Consider the following 20620-nt stretch of genomic DNA (forward strand, 5'->3'; position numbering starts at 1 on the left):
TAATCATAAAAGTTTTGGATTTCCTTGTTATCCATAGCTTTTTAAATAAAATTGTTAACGTGTGCATTTAATACGAAAGGATGTTTTCCAATATGAACAGACTAACAAATGAACAAATCAAAAGAGAAACACTCCCCGTGAAAGTACTTCAATTTGGTGAAGGGAATTTTATGAGGGCCTTCGTAGACTGGCAGATTCAGCAGATGAATAAACAAAACCTCTTCAACGGTTCAGTGGCAGTGGTTCAACCCATTAATCAAGGCTTAGGTGAAATGCTGGAAGAACAGGATAACCTCTATACAGTCATTTTAGAAGGCTTGTTAAATCAGGAGTTAATCAACTCTTCTGAGGTCATCACGGTGATTGATTCAGTCATCAATCCTTATAAAGACTGGGACGCATATCTATCTTTAGCAGAGAATGATTCTCTTGAGTTTATTGTTTCCAACACAACAGAAGCCGGTATTCAATATCTTCCTAATGACAGCCTTGCGGATAGTCCTCAGCAGAGCTATCCTGGAAAACTAACTGCTTTTCTCTATCGACGTTTTCAGCTTGAAAAAAAAGGGCTGATTATTATTCCTTGTGAGTTAATTGATCGTAACGGTGAGAAGCTAAAAGAAATCGTGCTTCGTTATGCAGATGACTGGCAATTAGGACCTGCTTTTAAGCAATGGCTTGAACAGGACAATATTTTCTGCTGTAGTCTAGTTGACCGGATTGTACCAGGTTATCCAAGGGATACAGCTGCGGAGCTTAATCAACAGCATGGCTACGAAGACCGTTTAATGGTCAAAGCAGAGCCATTTATGCTATGGGTGATTGAAGGTCCACAAAGCTTAAAAGAAGCACTTCCTTTAGCAAAAGCTGGATTAAACGTGATTGTTACAGAGGATATGACTCCTTATCGTCAAAGAAAGGTTCATTTGCTCAATGGTCCTCATACCGCAATGGTTCCCCTAGGTTTGTTGGCAGGAGTAGAGACCGTAGAAGACATGATGAAGGATACTGATTTCAGATATTTTATTGATCATTTGTTTACAGATGAACTGATTCCTATGCTGACTCTGCCGGAAGATGAACTGTCTGCTTATGCTGAACAAATCAAGGAACGCTTTTTAAACCCTTTTGCCCATCATCAGTTAAATGCGATTGCTTTAAACAGTGTTTCCAAGTATACTGCCAGACTGCTGCCTGTTTTCCTGACTTATCAAAAGCAGCGAAACGCCTTGCCGCCATACATGACAGCCGCTTTGGCTGCCTTGCTTCGTTCATATAAAGGCGATTCTATTACACCACAGGATGATGAAGCTGTTCTTAACATATTTGAAGCAGCCTGGGAAAATCCGGACACGGCTGTTCAGATATTGCTTGCTGAGACTGCTCTATGGGGAAAAGACTTGACTACTATTCCCGGACTAACAGAACAGGTTAAGCAAGATTTATTAGTATTGGATACAAAAGGAGCTAGAGAGCTTATTCAAAATATAAATAAAGGAGAAAAAGTCCATGCCTGAAACATTAACAAAAGCCCCCTTAATGACGCTAAATCCCAATGATACTGTGGCAGTTGCCCTACGCCCTATTACAGCTGGCGAGAGACTGCAGCTAAATGAACAGGAAATAACTGCTAATCATGATATTCCTCAAGGTCACAAAATTGCTCTGACTAATATGGCTAAAGATCAGCATGTGATTAAATACGGCTACCCTATTGGTCATGTTTTAAGCGACACTATTATCGGCGATTGGCTACACACTCATAATGTAAAGACCAATTTATCCGGCGAGCTGGATTATTCCTACCAGCCGAATCTTCAACAGATTCATTACCCAAAAACTGATTTAACATTTAAAGGCTACAAACGTGCCGACGGTAAGGTGGGGATTCGAAATGATTTGTTCATCGTTCCTACTGTCGGCTGTGTTAACGGTATGGCTGAGCTGATGCTTAAGGAATTCAAAGCAAAGCATCCTGATTTTGGTGCTTTTGACAACATCACTATTTTAAAGCATCCCTACGGCTGTTCTCAGCTGGGAACCGATCACCAAAATACCCGCGACGTCCTGATTGATGCAGTGAAGCATCCAAATGCAGGTGGTGTTCTTGTTTTTGGATTGGGCTGTGAAAACAACACAGTTCCTGAGTTTGAGGAAAAGCTAGGTGAATACGACAAAAGACGGGTGAAATTTTTAGTCGCTCAAGAAGTCTACGATGAAGTGGAAAAAGGCGTAGAGCTGCTGGAGGAACTCTATGAGGAAGCTAAAAATGATTACCGGCAGGAGGTTCCTCTTGCAGAATTGAATGTTGGTCTAAAATGCGGCGGCTCCGATGGCTTCTCAGGTATTACCGCCAATCCTTTACTAGGAGCTTTTTCAGACTTTCTCATCGCTCAAGGAGGAAGTACGATTCTCACAGAAGTACCAGAAATGTTTGGTGCAGAGCAGATGCTGATGGCCCGTGCTGAAAATGAAGAAGTTTTTGACCAGATTGTTCATTTAATCAATGATTTCAAACAGTATTTTCTTTCTTATGGCGAACCTGTTTATGAGAACCCTTCCCCTGGAAACAAAGCTGGCGGGATAACTACTTTAGAAGATAAATCTTTGGGATGTACTCAAAAAGCCGGAACAGCTCCTGTCGTCGACGTGCTGAAATATGGCGAAAAGCTAAGCAAAAAAGGCTTGAGTTTACTTCAAGCGCCTGGGAACGATTTAGTGGCAGCCTCTGCTTTAGCTTCATCAGACTGTCATCTAGTATTGTTCACTACAGGTCGCGGAACACCTTTTGGCGCCTATGTACCAACAGTCAAAGTGGCTACGAACAACACCATTTTTGACCGAAAGGGTCATTGGATGGATTTTAATGCGGGAACGCTTTTGGAACAGCCTATGGAGGAGGTTCTTGAAGAATTTATTCAAAAAATTATTGCTGTATCTAGCGGTGAACCTACTCGTAACGAAGAAAATGACGTTCGGGAAGTCGCAATCTTCAAAAACGGCGTTACACTATAACTCCATGTAGCTTATAGAATCTTTTATATACGAGCTGCCAGTAGAGCGGAGTGCAGCTTTTCCGCTCCTGCCGGCTCCATTTAGCAGAGAAAGAATAGCGGAACCTATGCTTATTTTCTGTTCTATCCAACGTTTTTCTCACTGCTTCAAACACATTATTGTGAAATTATTCATTAGAAAGAAGGATTGACCACTATGTTTTTAAATGATGATTTTTTACTGTCTACTGACTGGGCAAAAAAACTCTTTCATGAGCATGCTGCAGCCATGCCGATTATTGACTATCACTGTCACTTAGAGCCTAAGGAAATCTATGAAAATCAAAACTTCAAGAATATCACTGAAGCTTGGCTTTCCGGCGATCACTATAAATGGCGGCTGATGCGCGCCTGTGGAGTTCCGGAATCTCATATCACTGGAGAAGCGTCTGATTATGACAAGTTTATGGTTTGGTGTGAAACTGTGCCGAAGCTAATCGGAAATCCTTTATACACATGGACTCATTTAGAACTGAAGCGTTTTTTTGACATTGACCTTCTTGTTACTCCGGAAAATGCCGAGACAATCTGGACTCTTGTAAATGAAAAACTAAAAACAACTGCATTTAAACGCCGAGAAATCATTCGTCGTTCAAACGTAAAGGTAGTTTGTACAACAGATGATCCCAGCGATGATCTAGCTTATCATAAGCTTTTAGCTGATGAAGAGTCCCATTTCAAAGTCCTGCCCTCGTTTCGCCCGGATAAAGCATTGAATATTCATCATACCGGCTTTAATCAGTGGATTCACCGCTTATCAGAATCCAGTGAAATGCCGGTAACTACCTATGAAGAACTGATTGCCGCTCTTGGCAGCCGTATTGATTTCTTTCACAAACTGGGAGGACGTCTCTCTGACCATGCCCTTGATATTCTTCTCTATGAAGAAGCGGAGAGCGATACACTGGAAGCAATTTTTCAAAAAGGGCTGCGCGGTTTACCTCTGACAGAGACAGAGCTTCACAGCTACCGCACAGAAACCCTCATTCGACTGATTCATTTTTACCATCAATACGGATGGACTATGCAGCTTCATATTCATGCTTACCGCAACTGCAACCAGAGGATGCTGGCACAGCTAGGACCCGATACTGGTTACGACGGCATCAATGATTTATCCATTACAATTCCGCTGCAGCAGCTTTTAAATCGAGCCGAAAGCAGCAATCAGCTGCCAAAAACCATTCTCTACTCGCTGAATCCAAATGATTATCCAGCCTTGGTTGCTCTACTAGGCTGCTTCCAAAAAGAAGTTGCCGGCAAGCTACAGCTAGGTTCCGGCTGGTGGTTTAATGATACCCGTGCTGGGATGCGTGAACAGCTGACACAGTTGGCTGACGGTAGTGTTCTCCACAATTTCGTTGGTATGCTGACAGATTCGCGCAGCTTTTTATCCTATACCCGCCACGAATACTTCCGCCGTGTCCTTTGTGAGTTCGTTGGTGAAATCGTGGAACGAGGCGAAGCACCTGCTGATGAAAAAACTTTAGGAAGCCTTGTTCAAGCAATTAGCTATACCAACGCTGAACACTATTTTAATTTTTAACAGAAATTTTCTATTTCTGTCCACACGCTGCTTTCAACATTCATAGCCGCGCCGCTTTACTCGTATACTAATAAAAGTAATAGAACTATAGCCTAAGCCTTCGATAAGACTTAGCCTTCATTAACAAAAATTAGAAAAAGGAGAAAAGCAATGATTCCTTTGAACCTTGGTATTCGTGCCCATGACTTATCAGCCAGTTCTCGTGAAGAACTGGCTGATAAGGTGCTAAAAAATGACCTGTCCCATATCCAGCTGGCTGTCAAAAAGTCTTTTCCAGAATTTGCTCCTGATTTACGGAGTATTTCCAGCGGTACCGCCAGCTTTATTAGTGATTATCTACAGCGCATGGGAATTAAAATTTCTGTTTTAGGCTGCTATATCAATATGGCTTCGCCAGATCCACAGATTCGTCGCCGCGAACTGGATATTTTTAAGCACCACATCACTTTAGCTAACGATTATCATGCGGCCGTTGTCGGAACCGAAACCGGCTCTGTCGGTGATGGCTATACAACTAAAAACTTCACTGAAGAAGCGTATCAGCTAGCTCGTGATTCGGTCATTGAGTTAACCGCCTTTGCAGAAAAGTTTGGCGTAACAGTTGGTGTTGAAGCAGGGATTAATCATCCTCTGCACACTTCAGAGCTGGCACTAAGATTGATAAAGGAAGTTCAATCGCCAAACCTGAAAATTATTATGGACTGTGCCAACTTGATTTCTGTAGAAAATCATCAGCAACAGGAAGCAGTTGTCTACAATGCGCTGAACCAGCTTCGCGACGACATTGCTAGCTTTCATCTTAAAGATTTCATTATTGAAAACAATCAAGTCAAAATTGTACCTGTAGGAACAGGCTGGATGAATTATGACCAAATCCTCAGCTTTTTAAAACATGATAAGCCCCTAATGTTTGCCAGTCTGGAAGCAACAGTTGAACCACATGTTGCCTCCGCTGCTGCAAAACTACGGGACATCTATCAAGCCCTTCCTGATTAGTCTCTGCATCCCTATTCTTGGAATGTCATGATGTTTTATAAACAGACATTCGAATGAAGTTAAGTAGTACAACCGTTGGAGTAAAAAAGGGAATCGCCAGTCAGTCACAAGCTGAGAAAAGTAGAACGATTTTGTTCAGCTCTCACGCTAATTGTGGAAAAGAACTTGCTCGTGAAGCTAGGCCTTAGCCAAATTCTTCTCTCAGTCTCTCCCTTGGTGTTACTGACTTTACAGCCATAAATAGTATCCCTTCGCCAAATATAAAAGCCCCTGTACACGAATGTACAGGGGCTTTTATATTCATACAGTCCATTTACATCGACTATTTTTTAGCCAGCTGCTGGTAACGCCGATACCAGATATCAATATAGGCATCAGAAAACGGTCCACGCTCATTATTAATCCAATCTACAAGAATTTTAACATTCTCTTTTAAAATAAAATCGATATCACTTGGATAGTTCATTATTTTACTGTGAAATTCATACTCATCCACATCAAGAAGACGCTTCTCTCCATCAGGAAAGACCTTGATATCCAAATCATAATCGATATACTTCAATGCTTCATCATCTAACAGATACGGTGAAGCAAGATTGCAATAATAAGAAACCCCCTTTTCTCTGATCATTGCTATTACGTTGAACCAGTATTTTTTGTGGAAATAAACAATTGCTGGTTCTCGAGTAACCCAGCGGCGTCCGTCAGACTCTGTCACCAGAGTGTGATCGTTCACGCCAATCAAAGAATACTCACTTGTTTTTAATACCATAGTATCTCGCCATGTTCGATGTAAATGACCGTCATGTTTATAACTCTGAATCGTTACAAACTCTCCCTCTTTAGGAATCTTCATAGTACCCCAACTTTCCCTTAAATGAAATTTTCAATATATTTTCATTCAGGTTCTCATTACATCGATATCCACTTAATTATAGCATAATTTTTACATTTGCATACAGGAGAGTTCTTACTTCTCATTGAAAATCTAAAGAGGGTAGTTCAAGCTGCTTCAAGTGGTCATCCACACGTTTTCTTGTATCTGCCTTTAAAGAATTTAGATAGTTGTAAAAGCCTATTTTCCAAGGCTCCTTAAACTCCAGCCTCATGAAATCTTCCAGCTTTACAATCTCCTCCCACTCATCTCTTTGTGCGCTAAACTTGATTAAAACAGCAATCATCTCCAGTTGTAAACTTTTAAACAGCAGTTCATATTCCTTTTCAGACAAAAGCTCCAGCTCAAAAAAATCCAGATAATCGTAAATGGATACGAAGCTTTCAATTAAAAAAGCAACTTTATCTGTACTCTTCAATACCGCTGCCTGAGTGACAACCTCAGTGAAGCTTTCCATTAATAGGCCTTCATTTGCTACAAAGAGACTAGCTGGTTCTTTTTTTAAAATAAACAAGGATTTCTGATCCTTAGCAGTGTTATTGTCCAGCTTATAGCGAAAATTCCCCAGACTTTTTCGATAATAGACACTATCCGAAAGCTCTAGTCTATAAAGCATTTCTTGGAAAAACTTTTCCTGCTGATGATGATTTATTTGATGAGCTTTTTTCAAAAGCTCATCAATTTCGGCATTGGAAAATAATAGCGTATTTGTGAAGTCTCTGCCAATTAACTGCTTGCCAAATGCTTGAAAAAAAACACGTTCATAAATATTATTTATATCCGTTTGATAATCAACCTTCACCTGTCGTTCATAGGCTTGGAATAACTCCAATAAACAGCTAGCAGAAAAGGATTTACAGAAATTATTTTCCCATAGCAGCGCAGCTAGAAAAGCCTCCACAAAGTCCACACCCTTTAGCTGTTGGTCATCTAAAGGAAAGGCCAGCTGATAATCAATCCATAACGCTCCAGTCTGATGTGCGCCGTATTCCATATCATAACTAACAAAGAATTCACTGAAATCCTGTAACAAATTCTGATAGGATTCTACCGGAAGCGGCGTCCTTGTTTGAAGCACCTCTTGATAAAGCCCTTCTGCTCTAGCTAAGTGTTTCTTTAACTGCAGCTTTCCTTGTTCAAAAGCAGCAGCTGCTGACAACGGCTGATTGCCGGCTTCTGCATGATTCGTTGTATATAATAGTGAAAGCAAAACATTCTCTGCTTCATCTACTGGTACAACAGAAGTTCCACTGACTTTTTCCAATAAAAGCTGTTTCAGCAGAAGCAGGACGTCCGATTCTGAAAAGTGAAAATTATTCATCAACTGGTTCATTCAGACTTCCTCCTGTCAATTTTTCTGCTACAAGCCATTCCTCAAAATACCCTTGAATATGAGGAATTGAGCCTTCATATTTTTCAAATACTGTCAGCATTTTATCCAAAATATCCTGATCCGACCATGAAAAAGCCGTATCACTACGTATAAAATAAAACAGTTCCTGCAAATCAAGTAAATCAGAAAAATAGTTGTTAGGCGTCACAAAGGCTGATTCCGATAAATGAGCAGCCAGATACTTTTGTGTTTCCAAGGCTAGCTCCAACAGGTGACTATCCTGCAACGCTTTTTCCCGGCTTGCCAGTATAACCTCAAGCTGCTGCGTGGTTAGTATCAATTCATTCCTTTTGATGCCTTGATTGATTTGCTTTAAATCTTGTTCTATTTCTCCATTAAATAACAAACTAAAATCATACTTCATAGCTCTTCCTCCCTTATGGCACATACTTAATACCATAGAAAGGCGAGTATGTATAGTCTATTAATTTGTCTCATTTTATGATATTATAAAAAGAGAAAGCCTAGAAAAAAATCTTGGATATCCAAGGTTTTTTTCTAGGCTTTCGTATTCTTTTTTATTATTTGTATGTCTTTTATAAATAAAAAATAACATAATTATTTTTTTGAAGAAAATTCTTTTTTCAGCAGCTCAACCATTTTTTGCTGAGGCTTTGGAAAGACATACTCTGAAAAGCGTTCAGCTGACAGCCATTCCTGCTGGGGCTCAAGCGGGTGATTCTCAGTACCTCTACCGTAAAAGACCAAAATATGCCATTTCAAATGACTAAAGATATGAGTTACCTCTCCTAAAGACCGTTTCTGCCAAACTACCTGATCATAGCTGTTTAAAAGCTGACTGCTGCTCTCTTCAGCGACTAAAGACTCCTGATCAATATCCAGTGCAAGCTGCTGATTCACTTCAGCCCAGTCCCTTTGCATGGCTTCAAATTCTTTCTTCGTCACTTCTTTAATCGGAAAAAGCCACATATTAGCCAGCAGACCTTTATCACTGCGTTGTTCTACTAAATATTCCTGCTTTTTATTTTCAATAATTGTACCGATATAATAAACATCTTTAGGCTTCATTTTTTTTGATTTTACTGGATAGCTGGTCATCGTCCCATTTGCATAGCCAGCACAATAAGATTGGATAGGACAGGCTTCACATTTAGGTGAAGTTGGGGTGCAAATGGCTGAGCCCAAGTCCATCATCGCCTGATTGAAATCGCCTGGACGCTGCTCATCAATAATCAGCCGCATTGCTTCATCAAATAGCTTGCGGCTGGATGCCTTCGCAATATCTGCCTCAATTTCAAACAGCCGACTGACAACCCGCATGACATTCCCGTCGATAGCCGGCTCGGGAAGTCCAAAAGCAATACTGCCGATAGCTCCAGCTGTATAGGGACCAATTCCCTTCAGCTCGCGGATTTCTTCAATTGACTTTGGCATCTCTCCTTCAAAATCGCTTATAATCTGCTGAGCTGCCGCCTTTAGATTTCTAGCTCGGGAATAATAGCCTAAGCCTTCCCATGCTTTGAGAAGCCTTTCGTCAGAAGCCTCAGCCAGTGCTTTAATTGTTGGAAACCTCTCCATGAACCGATAATAATAATCGATTACTGTATCTACCCGCGTCTGCTGCAGCATAATTTCTGAAATCCAGATACGGTAGGGATCCAGATTTATACGCCAAGGCAGATTTCTCTTTTCCTTCTCATACCACTCAATAAATTCAATTTGAAAACTCCGGATTTTCTCAGGTGTATCCAGCAGTTGATTATTCTTCATCATTTTCCAGTTCCTTCTCGCTGACAAACTGAGCAATCAAATCGAAATCAAAGCCTCTTTGATAGAGCGCCTGCTTTAGCTTCAGGCTACGTTTCCTCGGCTCTAAATTACGATACTTTTCCCACAGCTTATCTCCTTGTTTTTGTAGCTGCTCTGCTTCCTGCTCTTCATCCTTTTCAAAAGCTAACTCGGTCATGACCTGTTCGATAATATCCTTTGAAAAACCTTTTTGAATCAGGTGAAGCTTCGTCTTCTGTACAGCGTCCTTAAAGCTTTTGTCCCGATAACGCCGCATACTCTTTTCCGCAGCTTTTGAAGCAATTGTCCGCTGTTCTACCTCTGTATAGACAGACAAGCCATGCAGAATTGCCTCTTCCTCTACGCCTTTTTTCTTCAGCTGCTGTTCTACCTGTTTAGGTCCTTTATCTGAAGTCTTCATTATGGTTCGAACATAGCTTTCACTGTATACATAATCATCAAGCAGCTGCATCTCCTGCAGCTGGTGAATAATTTTTTCTCTATCTCTCTGAGGAATTTCTTTATCCTTTAGATAATCTCTGATTTCTTTTTTTGTCCGCAGCTGGTAGCTGAGATAATGGAGTGACAGCTGTAAGCCTACATCATATGAACCAGCATTTTTAATTTCTTCAATCTGCTCAGGCGAGATTTCCTGATCTTTCAGTAGACGATAACGAACTAGTGTGTCCTCTGAAACACGGAGCTTTTCCCCTGAAGACAGCCAGACAAGATAGAACTGGGATTTCTCTCTAGTGATTTTTATAATCTTCTCCATTTCTTTCCACCTCTCTTATCAGAACATACATTCTACTATACCATATATTATCAAGAAGCCAAACCGGAAAATCTATGCTAAAATTAAGCTGTCTATAAAAATAAAATCTGATATAAAAGGAAGTCATCATGAATAATCAGCAAGTAAAAATCGGTCAAACAATTCCTTTAAAAATAAAACGGCTAGGGATTAACGGCGAAGGAATCGGCTATTATAAGCGTACCATTGTCTTTGTTCCCAACGCACTGCCTCAGGAACAGGTTTCAATAAAGGTTACAAAAGTAAGTCCTAAATTTATTGAAGGAGAGCTAACAAAAATCAGTAAGCCTTCTCCTGACAGAATAACACCGCCTTGCCCGGTTTATGAAAAATGCGGCGGCTGTCAGCTGCAGCACCTAAATTATCAAGCCCAATTGGTCTACAAAAAAGATTTGCTGAAACAGGCGCTGACAAAATTCAAACCAGCAAATTATCAAAACTATGATCTTCGGAAAACAATCGGTATGAAAGATCCATGGAATTATCGAAATAAAGCCCAGTTTCAGCTTCGCGAAAATAATGGTACTGTTGAGGCCGGGTTGTATCAGCCGGCCTCACATACATTGGTTCCAATCGATAATTGTTTGGTTCAGGATACGACTGTCACCAACGTTATGAATACGCTGGTAGAACTGCTGAATAACTATCATCTGCCAATTTATGATGAACGGAAAAACAGCGGTATTTTCCGCACATTAATGGTCCGTATAGGTGTTCAAACTGGCGAGGTTCAAGTTGTTTTTATCACCCAATCTCAAAAATTCCCGCAAAAGCAAAAAATAATTAATGATATTCAAGCTAAACTGCCGGAAGTAGTTTCCATTATGCAGAACGTTCAGAATAAGAAAACTTCTTTAATTATGGGCGACCAGACCATCCATCTATGGGGGAAAGAAAGCATTAGAGAACGCATCAGTGAGTTATCTTTTGATTTGTCTCCAAGAGCCTTTTTCCAGCTGAATCCAGAACAGACTGAAAAGCTTTACGATGAAGCCCGGAAAGCTTTGGATTTAAAGCCAGATGAATCAGTAGTTGATGCTTATTGCGGTGTTGGTACGATTGGATTAAGTTTAGCTCATCAGGCCAAAGAGGTACGGGGAATGGACACCATTCCAGCTGCTATTGACGATGCTAGAAAAAATGCTGCTGAGCTAGGGGCATCAAATACACGCTATGAGGTTGGCACCGCAGAAGAGCTGCTGCCAAAATGGCTGGGAGAAGGCTTCAGACCTGATGGAATTATTGTTGACCCGCCCCGCACTGGTTTGGATTCAAAGCTGCTTCAAGCAATTCTGCAGTATCCTCCTAAAAAAATGGTCTATGTCTCATGCAATGTTTCTACACTGGCCAGAGACCTAGTTCAGCTGGTCAAGGCCTTCCATGTTGAATATCTTCAATCTGTAGATATGTTTCCTCAAACCGCCCGTTGTGAAGTTGTTGTGAAGTTGGTTAAAAAATGAGAATCATCAAAGGAGTTGAAAAATATGGCAGTAGGTGCATTGTTTTTTTTAATACTAATGGTAGCTGCCTTAGTATTAATTGGGGGAATTTTAATTGTTGGTTTGACAGGTCTCATCACCTTTGTTCTGAGCTTGTTTTCAATTGGCGCAATGGCTACAGTAAAACGAAAGAAAAAATTCGGCAACGGCTGGTATGCATTACCATTAATTCCCTTAATCATCAGTATCATTATGGTCATACCGCTGCTGCTCTCTCTGGCCTATTTCTTTATCATTTCCAGATAGCAGGTCATTTTACAAGAAAAGAACTGACCGAAGACAGCATTCTTCCTGTCACTTTCCTTGTGACAGGCTTTGTTTAATCTATCTATCGGACTTATCTTTGGATAATTTTGGCTGAGAGTGGCTATTCCCTTAGGGGTGGAACCTTTATCTGAAAACATATAGCTTGGAAAATGAATGTTAGTATAATCTTTATTCAAAAGGAGAAAAAAATGAAAAATAAAAAATTAGTGTTGGGGCTATTGGCCTCTGCAATTCTTATTTCAGCATGCACCTCAACTAACTCGGAAAATTCAGTTAAGGAAAGCAGCAGCATAGAAACAACTGTTTCTTCCGAAATATCTTTAGAAAATAAAATCAAAGTGCCGGATACTTTATTCAAGCCTTACGAAGAAGTTGAAGCTGCCTTTAAAGAACTTGGACTAAAGGTAGAATTTGTATCTGCTTCTTTCAAAGAAAAAGCTGAGGAAGAAAAGCATTTTCTCAAAAAAGGCGAGTGTAACACCCTCCTAGCTCAAAAAAACTTAACTTATTTTAGTGATGAACAGGTTGGAAAAGAAAAAGCTGGTTATTATGCTGAAAAGGGAGCGACTATTCGAATTGGTGTTTCAGAAGAAGATTTTGATGGATCAAAAGATGAAGTCATTAAGAAAATTACCGGAGAAAGCTCTACCGATTCTACAAAATCTGAAACGACTACTTCTACAACAAGCACCCCTATAGAATCCGACAGCGTTGACACAACTGTAATTGCTTTGGCTGTTGGAGAAACTGGTCAATTTTCCGGAGAAATTATTATTGGTGAAGACTTAGATGCCGGTGCGTATGATATTATCCCCGTCAGCGATACAAGCGACTCCTTTAAGCTGTTTAAAGATAAAACTGCTCTGGAAGCTGATGAGTACAAATTTGAATGGCTCTTCCCGGCAGATGAGGAGGATGCCGAAGGCGATTCTTTAAAAAATTATGTTCTAAGATCAGGAAATATATTAGATATTTCAACTACTATGGAATTTACCCGAGTAAGATAAATGATTATTCAAAGAAAATCCGGAAAAGTCTGTAATGTATATTACCGCTTTTCCGGATTTTTTATTTTTTAAATCATTATCTTCATCCCTGTTCCATCGCTATACTGTGTCTCCTCTTTCAGCCCAAACTGTTCGTAAATCTAAATTACTAAAAAATTCTTTCCCTTGACGTTTGATCGTTGAATGAATTAGCTCCCTTTTTACTGGATGAGAGATGTAGACAAGGAAATAATTTGTTGTCAGCCACTGATCAATCTGCTCATAAATCAACTGCCGTTTAGAATAATCTTCGTTAAATTTCATTTTTTCAATTTTCTTATTAAGCACTGATAGAATAGCTTTTGAAAAAAGACGCTGACAAAATAAATTCGGATTAGAACAAAAATCTAAAAATGCCAATTCTTGATTAGCAATCGGTACGTCTGCTGCCATCATCATATCTGTTTCTTCTTCATATTCTTTAGTGTAAAAGGTACCTGAAATCGGCATTTTTCGTAGCTCCAGCTGAATTCCGTAGGCTGCAGCCCGCTTTTGCAGCCACTCTGCTTTCTTTCTTGCTTCCAAATAACTAAAGGTACCTAAGGTCAATACTTCCCCTTGATAACCTGCTTCTTCCAACAACTCAGCAACTTTTGAGCATTCTTTTGGCACTGGTTTAGATTTTTCTGGATGAAATCTTGAGGACGGCATACCAATCGCCAATTCTTTTTTCATTTCTACTCCATCCAGCAGATGGTAGATTGCTTCCCGAAATTTTGGGTGCTGAATCACAGATTGGCTTTGGAAGTTAAACATCAGAAATTCTACCCCAACATTCTCTTTACTGTACTCTACATACTCATCCTTTTTTGAAAACTCTGCATCAGTCAAAACCGTTACCGGCAACTCCTGATTTTCAATAACCCAAAATTCAATACGGTCCATTAAGGGACGCAGACCATAATAGTCTTCAAATACTTCTAATGTTAACGACTGATCAGAATAATTTCTAATTTTAAACGGACCTGTCGAAACCCATCTCTTTTCATCAAAAGAAATATCATACGGCAGGATAGCTAAATTTCCCATTGCCAAGTAATGACCAAAAAAAGGTTCACCTTTATTCAGATGAATAGTTACCACATACTCATTATCACAGGATATATCTTCAATATTCTGCAGCTGCCAGGAAACAACCGATTCAGGATTTCGTGCCCGCAGCAGCGTGTATTTCACATCTTCACTTGTAAGCATTCTGCCGTGATGGAAACGGACTCCCTTTCGGAGAAAAAATGTCCATTGACAATAATCCTTGGAAACCCGCCAATGATGAGCCAGCCCCGGCTGCAAGCTGTGGGCTCCGTCTTCATATTGAAGAAGTGTATCTCCCAGCTGATGAATGAGAAACGATTCTCTTGAAACAGCAACTTTCAAAGGATCAAGTGAGGTGATTGGTCTTCTAAGTATGTAACGCAGAATGTCCTGATCATTTGAGCCCTGCTGTACGCCAAATAGTCCTTGTATTTCCTGAAAAACCTCATCAAACCATGCCTTGGGAATGTCCATTCCCAAGAGCTCTATCACATCATCCAATGAATTTGTTTCAAGTGCCTGTTCCACAATCTCCTGTACTTCCTGCTGAAACGGCGCCCTAAAAATCAACTCTGAGCCATTTCCTCTACCTCTTCCCGGAACATAAGTCAGCTTTCCCAGCGCTTCATACTGCTTTAGCCGCCGTTTGCATTGCTTCGCAGTACACAGCCATAAATCTGTCAGTTCCACTAGTTTAAAGGTCACTTTCTTTTGCTGCTCCCGTTTCAAAAAAAATGCACGCAGCTGATAATAAATGAAATCTATCTCGTCAACTCCCATCCTAAAAGGGGACACGTTTTTAAAAATTAATCCCTTTTTAATACTACAAACCTCTTTTATAATCATATCAAACCATTTGATAATTTCAATGAAAGGAGTAATTTCATGTTAAAATCCCTACACCCTAATATTAGAGCGCGCATTATGATTCAATTTCTCAGCAAAGTAGTCGGTTCGATGGTTTTTCCGTTCATGGCTGTTTATCTGACAAAGGAACTAAATAGCGGCATTGCAGGCATTTTAGTAACGGTTAATGTCATCGTTCAATTTGCTGCTGGGATTTACGGCGGTCATTTGACAGACATTTTCGGACGAAAACAGCTAATGGTTCTTGGCGAATGGCTAAAAACTGCTGCTTATCTAGGTATGCTGCTGGCAAACTCCGCTCTCCTTCATTCGGTCTGGCTCACCTTTTTAATGATGCTGACAGTCAGCGTTGCTCAGGGAATGATTAATCCTGCTGCTGATGCTATGCTGATTGATGTCAGTACACCGGAAAAACGGGCATTTATGTACTCTATCAGCTATTGGGCTAATAATTTATCGGTGCTGATTGGCGTCATGGTTGGCGGCTGGTTTTTCCAAACACATCTATTTTACTTGTTGGCCGTCTTAGTTCTGCTTTCTCTTTTTACAACTGGCTTAACCATTAAAATGCTTTCTGAGACCATGACTAAAACCACTCATCAAGAAAAAAATGTCGGCTTAACTGCTGTCTTTAAAAACTATCAAACTGTCGTTATTGACCGTCGCTTCTTGTTGTTTACATTAGCCGGTATTGCTATTATGACAGTGGAATTTCAACGCAATAACTATGTTTCTGTTCGATTGGCAGAAGAACTACAACAAATGGTGCTGCACTTTGGTTCTCTAGGCAGCATCACTTTAGACGGCGTAAAAATTCTTAGTCTGTTGACAGCAGTCAACACGATTATGATCGTCCTGTTCACAGCTCCTGTCGCCAGTTGGGTCAGCGGATGTTCACAAAAGCCGATTATGTATACTGGCTTTATTCTATTCAGCTTTGGTTATGCAGTTACGGCATTTTCCAATCAACTGCTGGTATTATTCATTGCTACGGTTGTTTTTTCTTTGGGAGAGCTGTTCTATGTTCCGACACGGCAAACCATTCTGGCTGAAATTATTGATAATTCCAAACGGGGAGCCTATGTAGCCTTTAACGGGATTATTTTCCAAGCTGGTAAAATTCTAGCCTCCCTTTCCTTAATGATTTCTCCGGCAATCGGAAAATATGGGATGGCTGCCTTGCTGATTTCACTAGGAATTGTAAGTATTATCCTGACAAACAGCTCATTAGCTGTTCAACCAAATCAGCCTCAGGAAACCTCCATTGACAATTAAAAGAAAAACGCAGTAGTTCACTGGATGCTGCAGTACCTGTCCCAGACTCATTGTGGTCACTACATATCCTGTTCAATAGCTGCGTTTTTTCATCTATTTTTATTCTGTTATGATTTGTAAATAGTCAGCTGGAATCCTATCACTCAGCCAAATCTCTTCCGGCTCGCGGTAAAATTTGATGCCATCTTGAAAAGCTGCTTCTGCATTCACTTTGAATAATACAGGAGAACGGTCTCTTCGTTTGCCTACTGCAACTGCTGTTTCTATATCTGAAGACAGATGGACATACTGACGTTCTTTTGGAATCAATCCTTGCTCCAAAATTGAAGCTGTAAAACGGTGGGCTGTTCCGTGATAGAGAAACTGCGGCGGAACAGCTGCTGTCTTTTCAATTTTCTTCTTAATGCTATGCCCGTAAATTGCTCTTATTTTTTCATCCTTGATTTCCCAGCGCTTTTTGTCACTTCTTGCTAAAAGAGACAGTAACAGCTCCTCTGTCAACCCAAGATTTTCCTTGCAATTCATCTTTTCAATAAACCTCTTAACTGCTACATAACCTTCTTCATCTAAAATCAGGTCAAACTCTTCCGGCTTGTGTCTCAAGGCATATGAAATTGTCTTACTAATTTTTTCTTCTTGTTTTGTCAGCATATTTTTCACTCCGCTATATTTTTTCTAAAACGATTGAACTGAAATCAGTCCTCCGTCGGATTAGATTTCTATTATATTATGTTACCATGTAATAGAATTAATTGTTAGGAGGGATATTATGAGTTGGTTATGGACATTAATCGTTGGAGCAATTATCGGTTCGATTGCCGGATCAGTAACAAGCAAGGATAGACCCAGCGGATGTATTTTTAATATTATCGCCGGCTTGATTGGTTCTTCAGTTGGTCAAGCATTATTTGGAGACTGGGGTCCTAGTTTAGCAGGAATGGCATTAGTACCTTCCATACTGGGTGCAGCAATTGTTGTTATTGTCGTTTCTTTCTTTACAGGTAAAAACTAATTTTGCTCATACTAAAAATAGACGCCTTAAAAACTGTTGCTAAAAACAGCTTTTGAGGCGTCTATTTGTTTTAGCATGATTTTTTCCTGCCTTATATTTCTATAGAGAAACTCTTTTGCTGGATTAGGCAAACACCATGTAGCTTTTTCTGATTCTATCTAAAACAATTTCTGGTCTGCTCTCTTTATTTTTATGAGCAGCCCGATGCTTTTCCAAATGTTCAGGCCGCTTTAACCAGGCTTGAAAATCCTTCTTATCCTGCCACTTTGAAACTAATGTGAATTCACACGTATCCTTTGTTTCCGCATACCAGCACTCACTGGAGAGACAGTTCTCCCATGCCTGCATTGAGGCAACATCTTTCTTTGTTTTATTCTCAAAGGTTTCTTTACCTTCCTTTTTTATGATAAATGCAACGGTTTGAACAAACATCTTTTTGCACTCCTCTCCTCAAATGATAATGATTATCATTATTAATTATACCGTAAGTTTTAATTTTATGTAAGTCTAATCAGCTAGAGAGACCATTAATAATTCTTTCCGCCACGATTTCAATTATCTGTTTATTATTGCTACTTTAAACTACATCAATCACCTACTTTTTACTTTCTGAAAATTATCTTATTCTAGACAAACAGAACAAACGTTCGTATAATGATTATAGATAAATACTTCTATTTATAGAAAGCGAGGAGACTGTCATGAATGAAAGAAGCTACGTAGGAACAGCAGACAAGATTCGGCTAATTTCAGCTTTTCCAAATATGCTTGTCCGCTTTACCCTACATACTAAAGGAGAAGATATTAATTGTTTAGTGGCCAAAAGAGATTTAGCTAATCTGATGTTATTTCTTGAAAATAACCACTTTGAGCTTTCAGTATTTGGTCATTACAATAGCCGGCAGCAGCTTGTGATTGAAAAATTCATTGTCAGAAATCCCAACTCTTTTATTCGTGAATTCGTCTCAAAGCCATTGAAAAGTATTGCTTAATTGAACTGCTTTTTAGAAATATCAACAGTGAAAAAGCCGTAAAAGAGTGACTATTGCTACTCTTTTACGGCTTTTCTTTAATATTTGTATATTCACTCTGCTTGTTCCAGCTCTACAGTTTCTGCGTTGTAGCAGTAAGTAGCAGCACCGCCATGATGAGCTTCCCCAACGAAGCTCATTCGATCTTCTCTATTCAGCCAGGCTTCCCGGAAAAGAAAAAATTCAGCATTTCCTATTTTTAATTCACTGATTTCGCCAGTTTTCAACTGCTCCAATAACTCTTCGTATTTATTTATCACCTTTTCACACTCGCTTTCTAAGAGATAATAGCATAGTTCTCCTTTGGAAAGTAGCTTGAAAAAGTTCTCTAAAAGACTGATTCAACGAATGGAGTGTTTATCAATGAAATGAGTTACTCATTCTAGTCAACAGCTCCATTTTTAACTATTTAGTTTTTATCCTATCTTTTACTATTAGATACACTTAAAGCCCCTTAGTCTAAAGTAAGCTTTTTACCATCTAAATACTTGAATAGAACATGTCTGCTTTGGATAATTTCTTCAAAAATTGATACAAGAACATTTATTTCTTTTTTGGGAGGTTCAGGATTATCGGTCTTTTTGACATCGATTTTTTTTGTATTTAAAAAGAACATAACTTTTAAAGAAGTTATTTCAAGAACAGAAACTTGTTCATACGTATATCGATAAGTAATATCTGAAAAGTGTCTTTTTACAGATTTTAGAAATGACTCTATTTGAACTTCATTGTTGTATATAAATATATTTATCCATTGGGATTCCTCACTTTTTATGCTATTGACCAACCTCTTAATATATAGGAAATTGTTATTAAACGGAGTAAGTCTGAAAAGCAAATTCGTATGGTTCACCATAAACTCAGTGTTATTATTTCCAGAAATCAACTGATACTCCTCTAAAGATAATTTTTGGAATAAGTATTTAGACATATCTTTAATTCTTTTTCCATTTAAATCAAATTTTATTCCCAGTACATTAACATATTTTGCATAGCTACTATTGTCTATCTCCATAATTGCTGTGTTGTAAGGAATAACAAAAGATAACTGTTTGCTTTCTTTATAGAAATCTATTAATTCGTCTTTCTTTTTCACCTCTTTAAAACTACTTACTATTTCATCAGAAAATGTCAGCATTCGATTCCATACATCCTCTGACTCAAACAATTTTTGTTCCTCTGACAATGCCAGCAATAATCTCCCAATAGCGATCGACCAACCTATATCCTCCCGCAGCTTCCCTTCATCTCGGTTCAGTTTAAACTCTCGGGTAACCGGATTATTTCTAGCTTGATAATCAATTTTTATTGTATCTGATTTAAGATTTACACTAAATATTCTATTGGGTAAAGCATTATCAGTATTAAATTTTTCCTCTATAGCCTTAGTCAAGCCTATAATACCGTAATTCATCATGTTATCATTACAAAATTTTATTATCTTCTTCAATTTTCTTTTTGGGTTAATATCATTTCCTTCGAAATACTGAATTATCTGTTTTTTCCCCTCCACATGTTTCAATGTGATATCAGGTAGTTTAGTTGTCATGGAAGAAAATACAATAGTTCTTAAAAACACGATAACTTCAATATAATTCTCTTCATTTAAAGATTGAAGAAATTCCTTATAAAATGTGTAATTCTTTTTAAATGTGTTGTGCATCGCTTCATCAAATGAATCCAGCATTTTGCAGTTGTCCTTAAATTTGCTTCTTGCCAATTGTACAGATATTTCAAAAATAAGACAAAGCTGTTCTTCATTTTTATTTACTCTTGAAAAGATGTAATCATATATATCCAAGTACTTTCGAGAATTATAAGCTAGATTATTAAACAACCAGCACAACTGTCCCAAATTTGTGAATATCGTCAGATATTCATGTACAACTTCATGTGCGATTATTGATAAGACTTCTTCTGGCTCAGCATCTGAATTAATAAAAATTGAATTATAATCATATACTCCACGCATCGTTCTATATGTCGCCATTGTTCCCTCCAAAACAAAAAATTTAACTGCTCTATTAAAACTAACAAAAGTAATCCTGTATTCTTTTCATTATATCATTTAATAATAAACAGACTTACGGTCACTTTAAAAAAATCTATCCACACTTTCTGCTAATTATCTTATGCTAGACAAAA

General features: G+C 38.9%; 20 protein-coding genes. 10 read left to right on the plus strand and 10 right to left on the minus strand.

Annotation, left to right across the window (positions count from 1 at the left end; all coding sequences use genetic code 11):
- Positions 1 to 92 precede the first annotated feature (92 nt).
- From AC1Z3K_RS16040 to AC1Z3K_RS16055, 4 genes are all read left to right on the plus strand, one after another.
- Entirely contained in the window at positions 93 to 1517 is a 1425-nt protein-coding gene (locus AC1Z3K_RS16040; protein ID WP_461733293.1) for a tagaturonate reductase, read from the plus strand.
- A complete protein-coding gene (locus AC1Z3K_RS16045; protein WP_461733294.1) occupies positions 1510 to 3015 on the plus strand; it encodes a UxaA family hydrolase in 1506 nt (501 codons plus the stop codon). Before AC1Z3K_RS16040 ends, AC1Z3K_RS16045 begins: the two co-directional genes overlap by 8 nt.
- A 195-nt stretch (positions 3016 to 3210) precedes the next feature.
- A complete protein-coding gene (gene uxaC / locus AC1Z3K_RS16050) occupies positions 3211 to 4599 on the plus strand; it encodes a glucuronate isomerase (RefSeq protein ID WP_461733295.1) in 1389 nt (462 codons plus the stop codon).
- A 150-nt stretch (positions 4600 to 4749) separates the two neighbouring features.
- Complete coding sequence (locus tag AC1Z3K_RS16055) at positions 4750 to 5595, plus strand: sugar phosphate isomerase/epimerase family protein (protein ID WP_461733296.1); 846 nt, start codon at positions 4750 to 4752, stop codon at positions 5593 to 5595.
- Positions 5596 to 5917: 322 nt separating this feature from the next.
- Here the strand turns inward: AC1Z3K_RS16055 and ntdP are convergent, their stop codons facing one another.
- The 5 genes from ntdP to recX all read right to left on the minus strand — a co-directional run bounded on the left by ntdP (position 5918) and on the right by recX (position 10407).
- A complete protein-coding gene (gene ntdP, locus AC1Z3K_RS16060; RefSeq protein ID WP_426083327.1) occupies positions 5918 to 6451 on the minus strand; it encodes a nucleoside tri-diphosphate phosphatase in 534 nt (177 codons plus the stop codon).
- Between the two features lie 121 nt (positions 6452 to 6572).
- A complete protein-coding gene (locus AC1Z3K_RS16065; RefSeq protein WP_461733297.1) occupies positions 6573 to 7823 on the minus strand; it encodes a DUF6179 domain-containing protein in 1251 nt (416 codons plus the stop codon).
- A complete protein-coding gene (locus tag AC1Z3K_RS16070; protein WP_461733298.1) occupies positions 7804 to 8247 on the minus strand; it encodes a DUF6323 family protein in 444 nt (147 codons plus the stop codon). Before AC1Z3K_RS16070 ends, AC1Z3K_RS16065 begins: the two co-directional genes overlap by 20 nt.
- A gap of 194 nt (positions 8248 to 8441) precedes the next feature.
- Entirely contained in the window at positions 8442 to 9614 is a 1173-nt protein-coding gene (gene mutY / locus AC1Z3K_RS16075) for an A/G-specific adenine glycosylase (RefSeq protein WP_461733321.1), read from the minus strand.
- Positions 9604 to 10407 (minus strand): recombination regulator RecX, encoded by an 804-nt coding sequence (gene recX / locus AC1Z3K_RS16080; RefSeq protein ID WP_461733299.1) that lies wholly within the window; start codon positions 10405 to 10407, stop codon positions 9604 to 9606. The genes mutY and recX overlap by 11 nt, the downstream gene beginning before the upstream one ends.
- 128 nt (positions 10408 to 10535) lie before the next feature.
- Here recX and rlmD point away from each other — a divergent pair, with 128 nt between their 5' ends.
- The 3 genes from rlmD to AC1Z3K_RS16095 all read left to right on the plus strand — a co-directional run bounded on the left by rlmD (position 10536) and on the right by AC1Z3K_RS16095 (position 13219).
- Positions 10536 to 11906 (plus strand): 23S rRNA (uracil(1939)-C(5))-methyltransferase RlmD, encoded by a 1371-nt coding sequence (gene rlmD / locus AC1Z3K_RS16085; RefSeq protein ID WP_461733300.1) that lies wholly within the window; start codon positions 10536 to 10538, stop codon positions 11904 to 11906.
- Between the two features lie 24 nt (positions 11907 to 11930).
- Complete coding sequence (locus AC1Z3K_RS16090; RefSeq protein WP_426083317.1) at positions 11931 to 12191, plus strand: hypothetical protein; 261 nt, start codon at positions 11931 to 11933, stop codon at positions 12189 to 12191.
- 209 nt (positions 12192 to 12400) lie between these two features.
- Positions 12401 to 13219, plus strand: coding sequence for a hypothetical protein (locus AC1Z3K_RS16095; protein WP_461733301.1), 819 nt, complete (start codon positions 12401 to 12403; stop codon positions 13217 to 13219).
- A 99-nt stretch (positions 13220 to 13318) separates the two neighbouring features.
- On the opposite strand, the gene AC1Z3K_RS16100 is transcribed toward AC1Z3K_RS16095, so the two are convergent.
- Positions 13319 to 15136, minus strand: coding sequence for an ABC transporter substrate-binding protein (locus AC1Z3K_RS16100; protein WP_461733302.1), 1818 nt, complete (start codon positions 15134 to 15136; stop codon positions 13319 to 13321).
- A 39-nt stretch (positions 15137 to 15175) separates the two neighbouring features.
- Between AC1Z3K_RS16100 and AC1Z3K_RS16105 the strand changes: the two genes are divergently transcribed.
- Positions 15176 to 16432 carry an MDR family MFS transporter gene (locus tag AC1Z3K_RS16105; protein ID WP_461733303.1) on the plus strand — a complete coding sequence of 419 codons (1257 nt, stop codon included), beginning with the start codon at positions 15176 to 15178 and terminating at the stop codon, positions 16430 to 16432.
- Between the two features lie 99 nt (positions 16433 to 16531).
- Here AC1Z3K_RS16105 and AC1Z3K_RS16110 read toward each other — a convergent pair whose 3' ends face one another.
- Positions 16532 to 17083 (minus strand): RNA 2'-phosphotransferase, encoded by a 552-nt coding sequence (locus AC1Z3K_RS16110; RefSeq protein ID WP_461733304.1) that lies wholly within the window; start codon positions 17081 to 17083, stop codon positions 16532 to 16534.
- A gap of 118 nt (positions 17084 to 17201) precedes the next feature.
- On the opposite strand from AC1Z3K_RS16110, the gene AC1Z3K_RS16115 reads away from it, so the two are divergent.
- The gene (locus AC1Z3K_RS16115) at positions 17202 to 17444 is read left to right on the plus strand and encodes a GlsB/YeaQ/YmgE family stress response membrane protein (protein ID WP_426083307.1); all 243 of its coding nucleotides are present in this window, start codon (positions 17202 to 17204) and stop codon (positions 17442 to 17444) included.
- 123 nt (positions 17445 to 17567) lie between these two features.
- Here the strand turns inward: AC1Z3K_RS16115 and AC1Z3K_RS16120 are convergent, their stop codons facing one another.
- Positions 17568 to 17876, minus strand: a complete 309-nt coding sequence (locus tag AC1Z3K_RS16120; protein ID WP_461733305.1) for an antibiotic biosynthesis monooxygenase family protein — start codon at positions 17874 to 17876, stop codon at positions 17568 to 17570.
- 269 nt (positions 17877 to 18145) lie between these two features.
- Between AC1Z3K_RS16120 and AC1Z3K_RS16125 the strand changes: the two genes are divergently transcribed.
- Positions 18146 to 18436 carry a hypothetical protein gene (locus AC1Z3K_RS16125; protein WP_426083303.1) on the plus strand — a complete coding sequence of 97 codons (291 nt, stop codon included), beginning with the start codon at positions 18146 to 18148 and terminating at the stop codon, positions 18434 to 18436.
- Positions 18437 to 18528: 92 nt separating this feature from the next.
- Here AC1Z3K_RS16125 and AC1Z3K_RS16130 read toward each other — a convergent pair whose 3' ends face one another.
- Together AC1Z3K_RS16130 and AC1Z3K_RS16135 are read right to left on the minus strand one after the other, a co-directional pair.
- Positions 18529 to 18735 (minus strand): hypothetical protein, encoded by a 207-nt coding sequence (locus AC1Z3K_RS16130; RefSeq protein ID WP_461733306.1) that lies wholly within the window; start codon positions 18733 to 18735, stop codon positions 18529 to 18531.
- 194 nt (positions 18736 to 18929) lie between these two features.
- Entirely contained in the window at positions 18930 to 20465 is a 1536-nt protein-coding gene (locus AC1Z3K_RS16135) for a hypothetical protein (RefSeq protein ID WP_461733307.1), read from the minus strand.
- Positions 20466 to 20620 lie beyond the last annotated feature (155 nt).

It is taken from the genome of Enterococcus sp. LJL128 (genome assembly GCF_056924295.1).

Bases quoted from the DNA above. Each gene is read 5' to 3' on its own strand.
- uxaC (WP_461733295.1), top strand. From the start codon at position 3,211: ATGTTTTTAAATGATGATTTTTTACTGTCTACTGACTGGGCAAAAAAA.
- AC1Z3K_RS16095 (WP_461733301.1), top strand. From the start codon at position 12,401: ATGAAAAATAAAAAATTAGTGTTGGGGCTATTGGCCTCTGCAATTCTT.
- AC1Z3K_RS16040 (WP_461733293.1), top strand. From the start codon at position 93: ATGAACAGACTAACAAATGAACAAATCAAAAGAGAAACACTCCCCGTG.
- recX (WP_461733299.1), bottom strand. From the start codon at position 10,407: ATGGAGAAGATTATAAAAATCACTAGAGAGAAATCCCAGTTCTATCTT.
- AC1Z3K_RS16070 (WP_461733298.1), bottom strand. From the start codon at position 8,247: ATGAAGTATGATTTTAGTTTGTTATTTAATGGAGAAATAGAACAAGAT.
- AC1Z3K_RS16090 (WP_426083317.1), top strand. From the start codon at position 11,931: ATGGCAGTAGGTGCATTGTTTTTTTTAATACTAATGGTAGCTGCCTTA.
- rlmD (WP_461733300.1), top strand. From the start codon at position 10,536: ATGAATAATCAGCAAGTAAAAATCGGTCAAACAATTCCTTTAAAAATA.
- AC1Z3K_RS16100 (WP_461733302.1), bottom strand. From the start codon at position 15,136: ATGATTATAAAAGAGGTTTGTAGTATTAAAAAGGGATTAATTTTTAAA.
- mutY (WP_461733321.1), bottom strand. From the start codon at position 9,614: ATGAAGAATAATCAACTGCTGGATACACCTGAGAAAATCCGGAGTTTT.
- AC1Z3K_RS16105 (WP_461733303.1), top strand. From the start codon at position 15,176: ATGTTAAAATCCCTACACCCTAATATTAGAGCGCGCATTATGATTCAA.
- AC1Z3K_RS16045 (WP_461733294.1), top strand. From the start codon at position 1,510: ATGCCTGAAACATTAACAAAAGCCCCCTTAATGACGCTAAATCCCAAT.
- AC1Z3K_RS16115 (WP_426083307.1), top strand. From the start codon at position 17,202: ATGAGTTGGTTATGGACATTAATCGTTGGAGCAATTATCGGTTCGATT.
- AC1Z3K_RS16135 (WP_461733307.1), bottom strand. From the start codon at position 20,465: ATGGCGACATATAGAACGATGCGTGGAGTATATGATTATAATTCAATT.
- ntdP (WP_426083327.1), bottom strand. From the start codon at position 6,451: ATGAAGATTCCTAAAGAGGGAGAGTTTGTAACGATTCAGAGTTATAAA.
- AC1Z3K_RS16110 (WP_461733304.1), bottom strand. From the start codon at position 17,083: ATGCTGACAAAACAAGAAGAAAAAATTAGTAAGACAATTTCATATGCC.
- AC1Z3K_RS16055 (WP_461733296.1), top strand. From the start codon at position 4,750: ATGATTCCTTTGAACCTTGGTATTCGTGCCCATGACTTATCAGCCAGT.
- AC1Z3K_RS16065 (WP_461733297.1), bottom strand. From the start codon at position 7,823: ATGAACCAGTTGATGAATAATTTTCACTTTTCAGAATCGGACGTCCTG.
- AC1Z3K_RS16120 (WP_461733305.1), bottom strand. From the start codon at position 17,876: ATGTTTGTTCAAACCGTTGCATTTATCATAAAAAAGGAAGGTAAAGAA.
- AC1Z3K_RS16125 (WP_426083303.1), top strand. From the start codon at position 18,146: ATGAATGAAAGAAGCTACGTAGGAACAGCAGACAAGATTCGGCTAATT.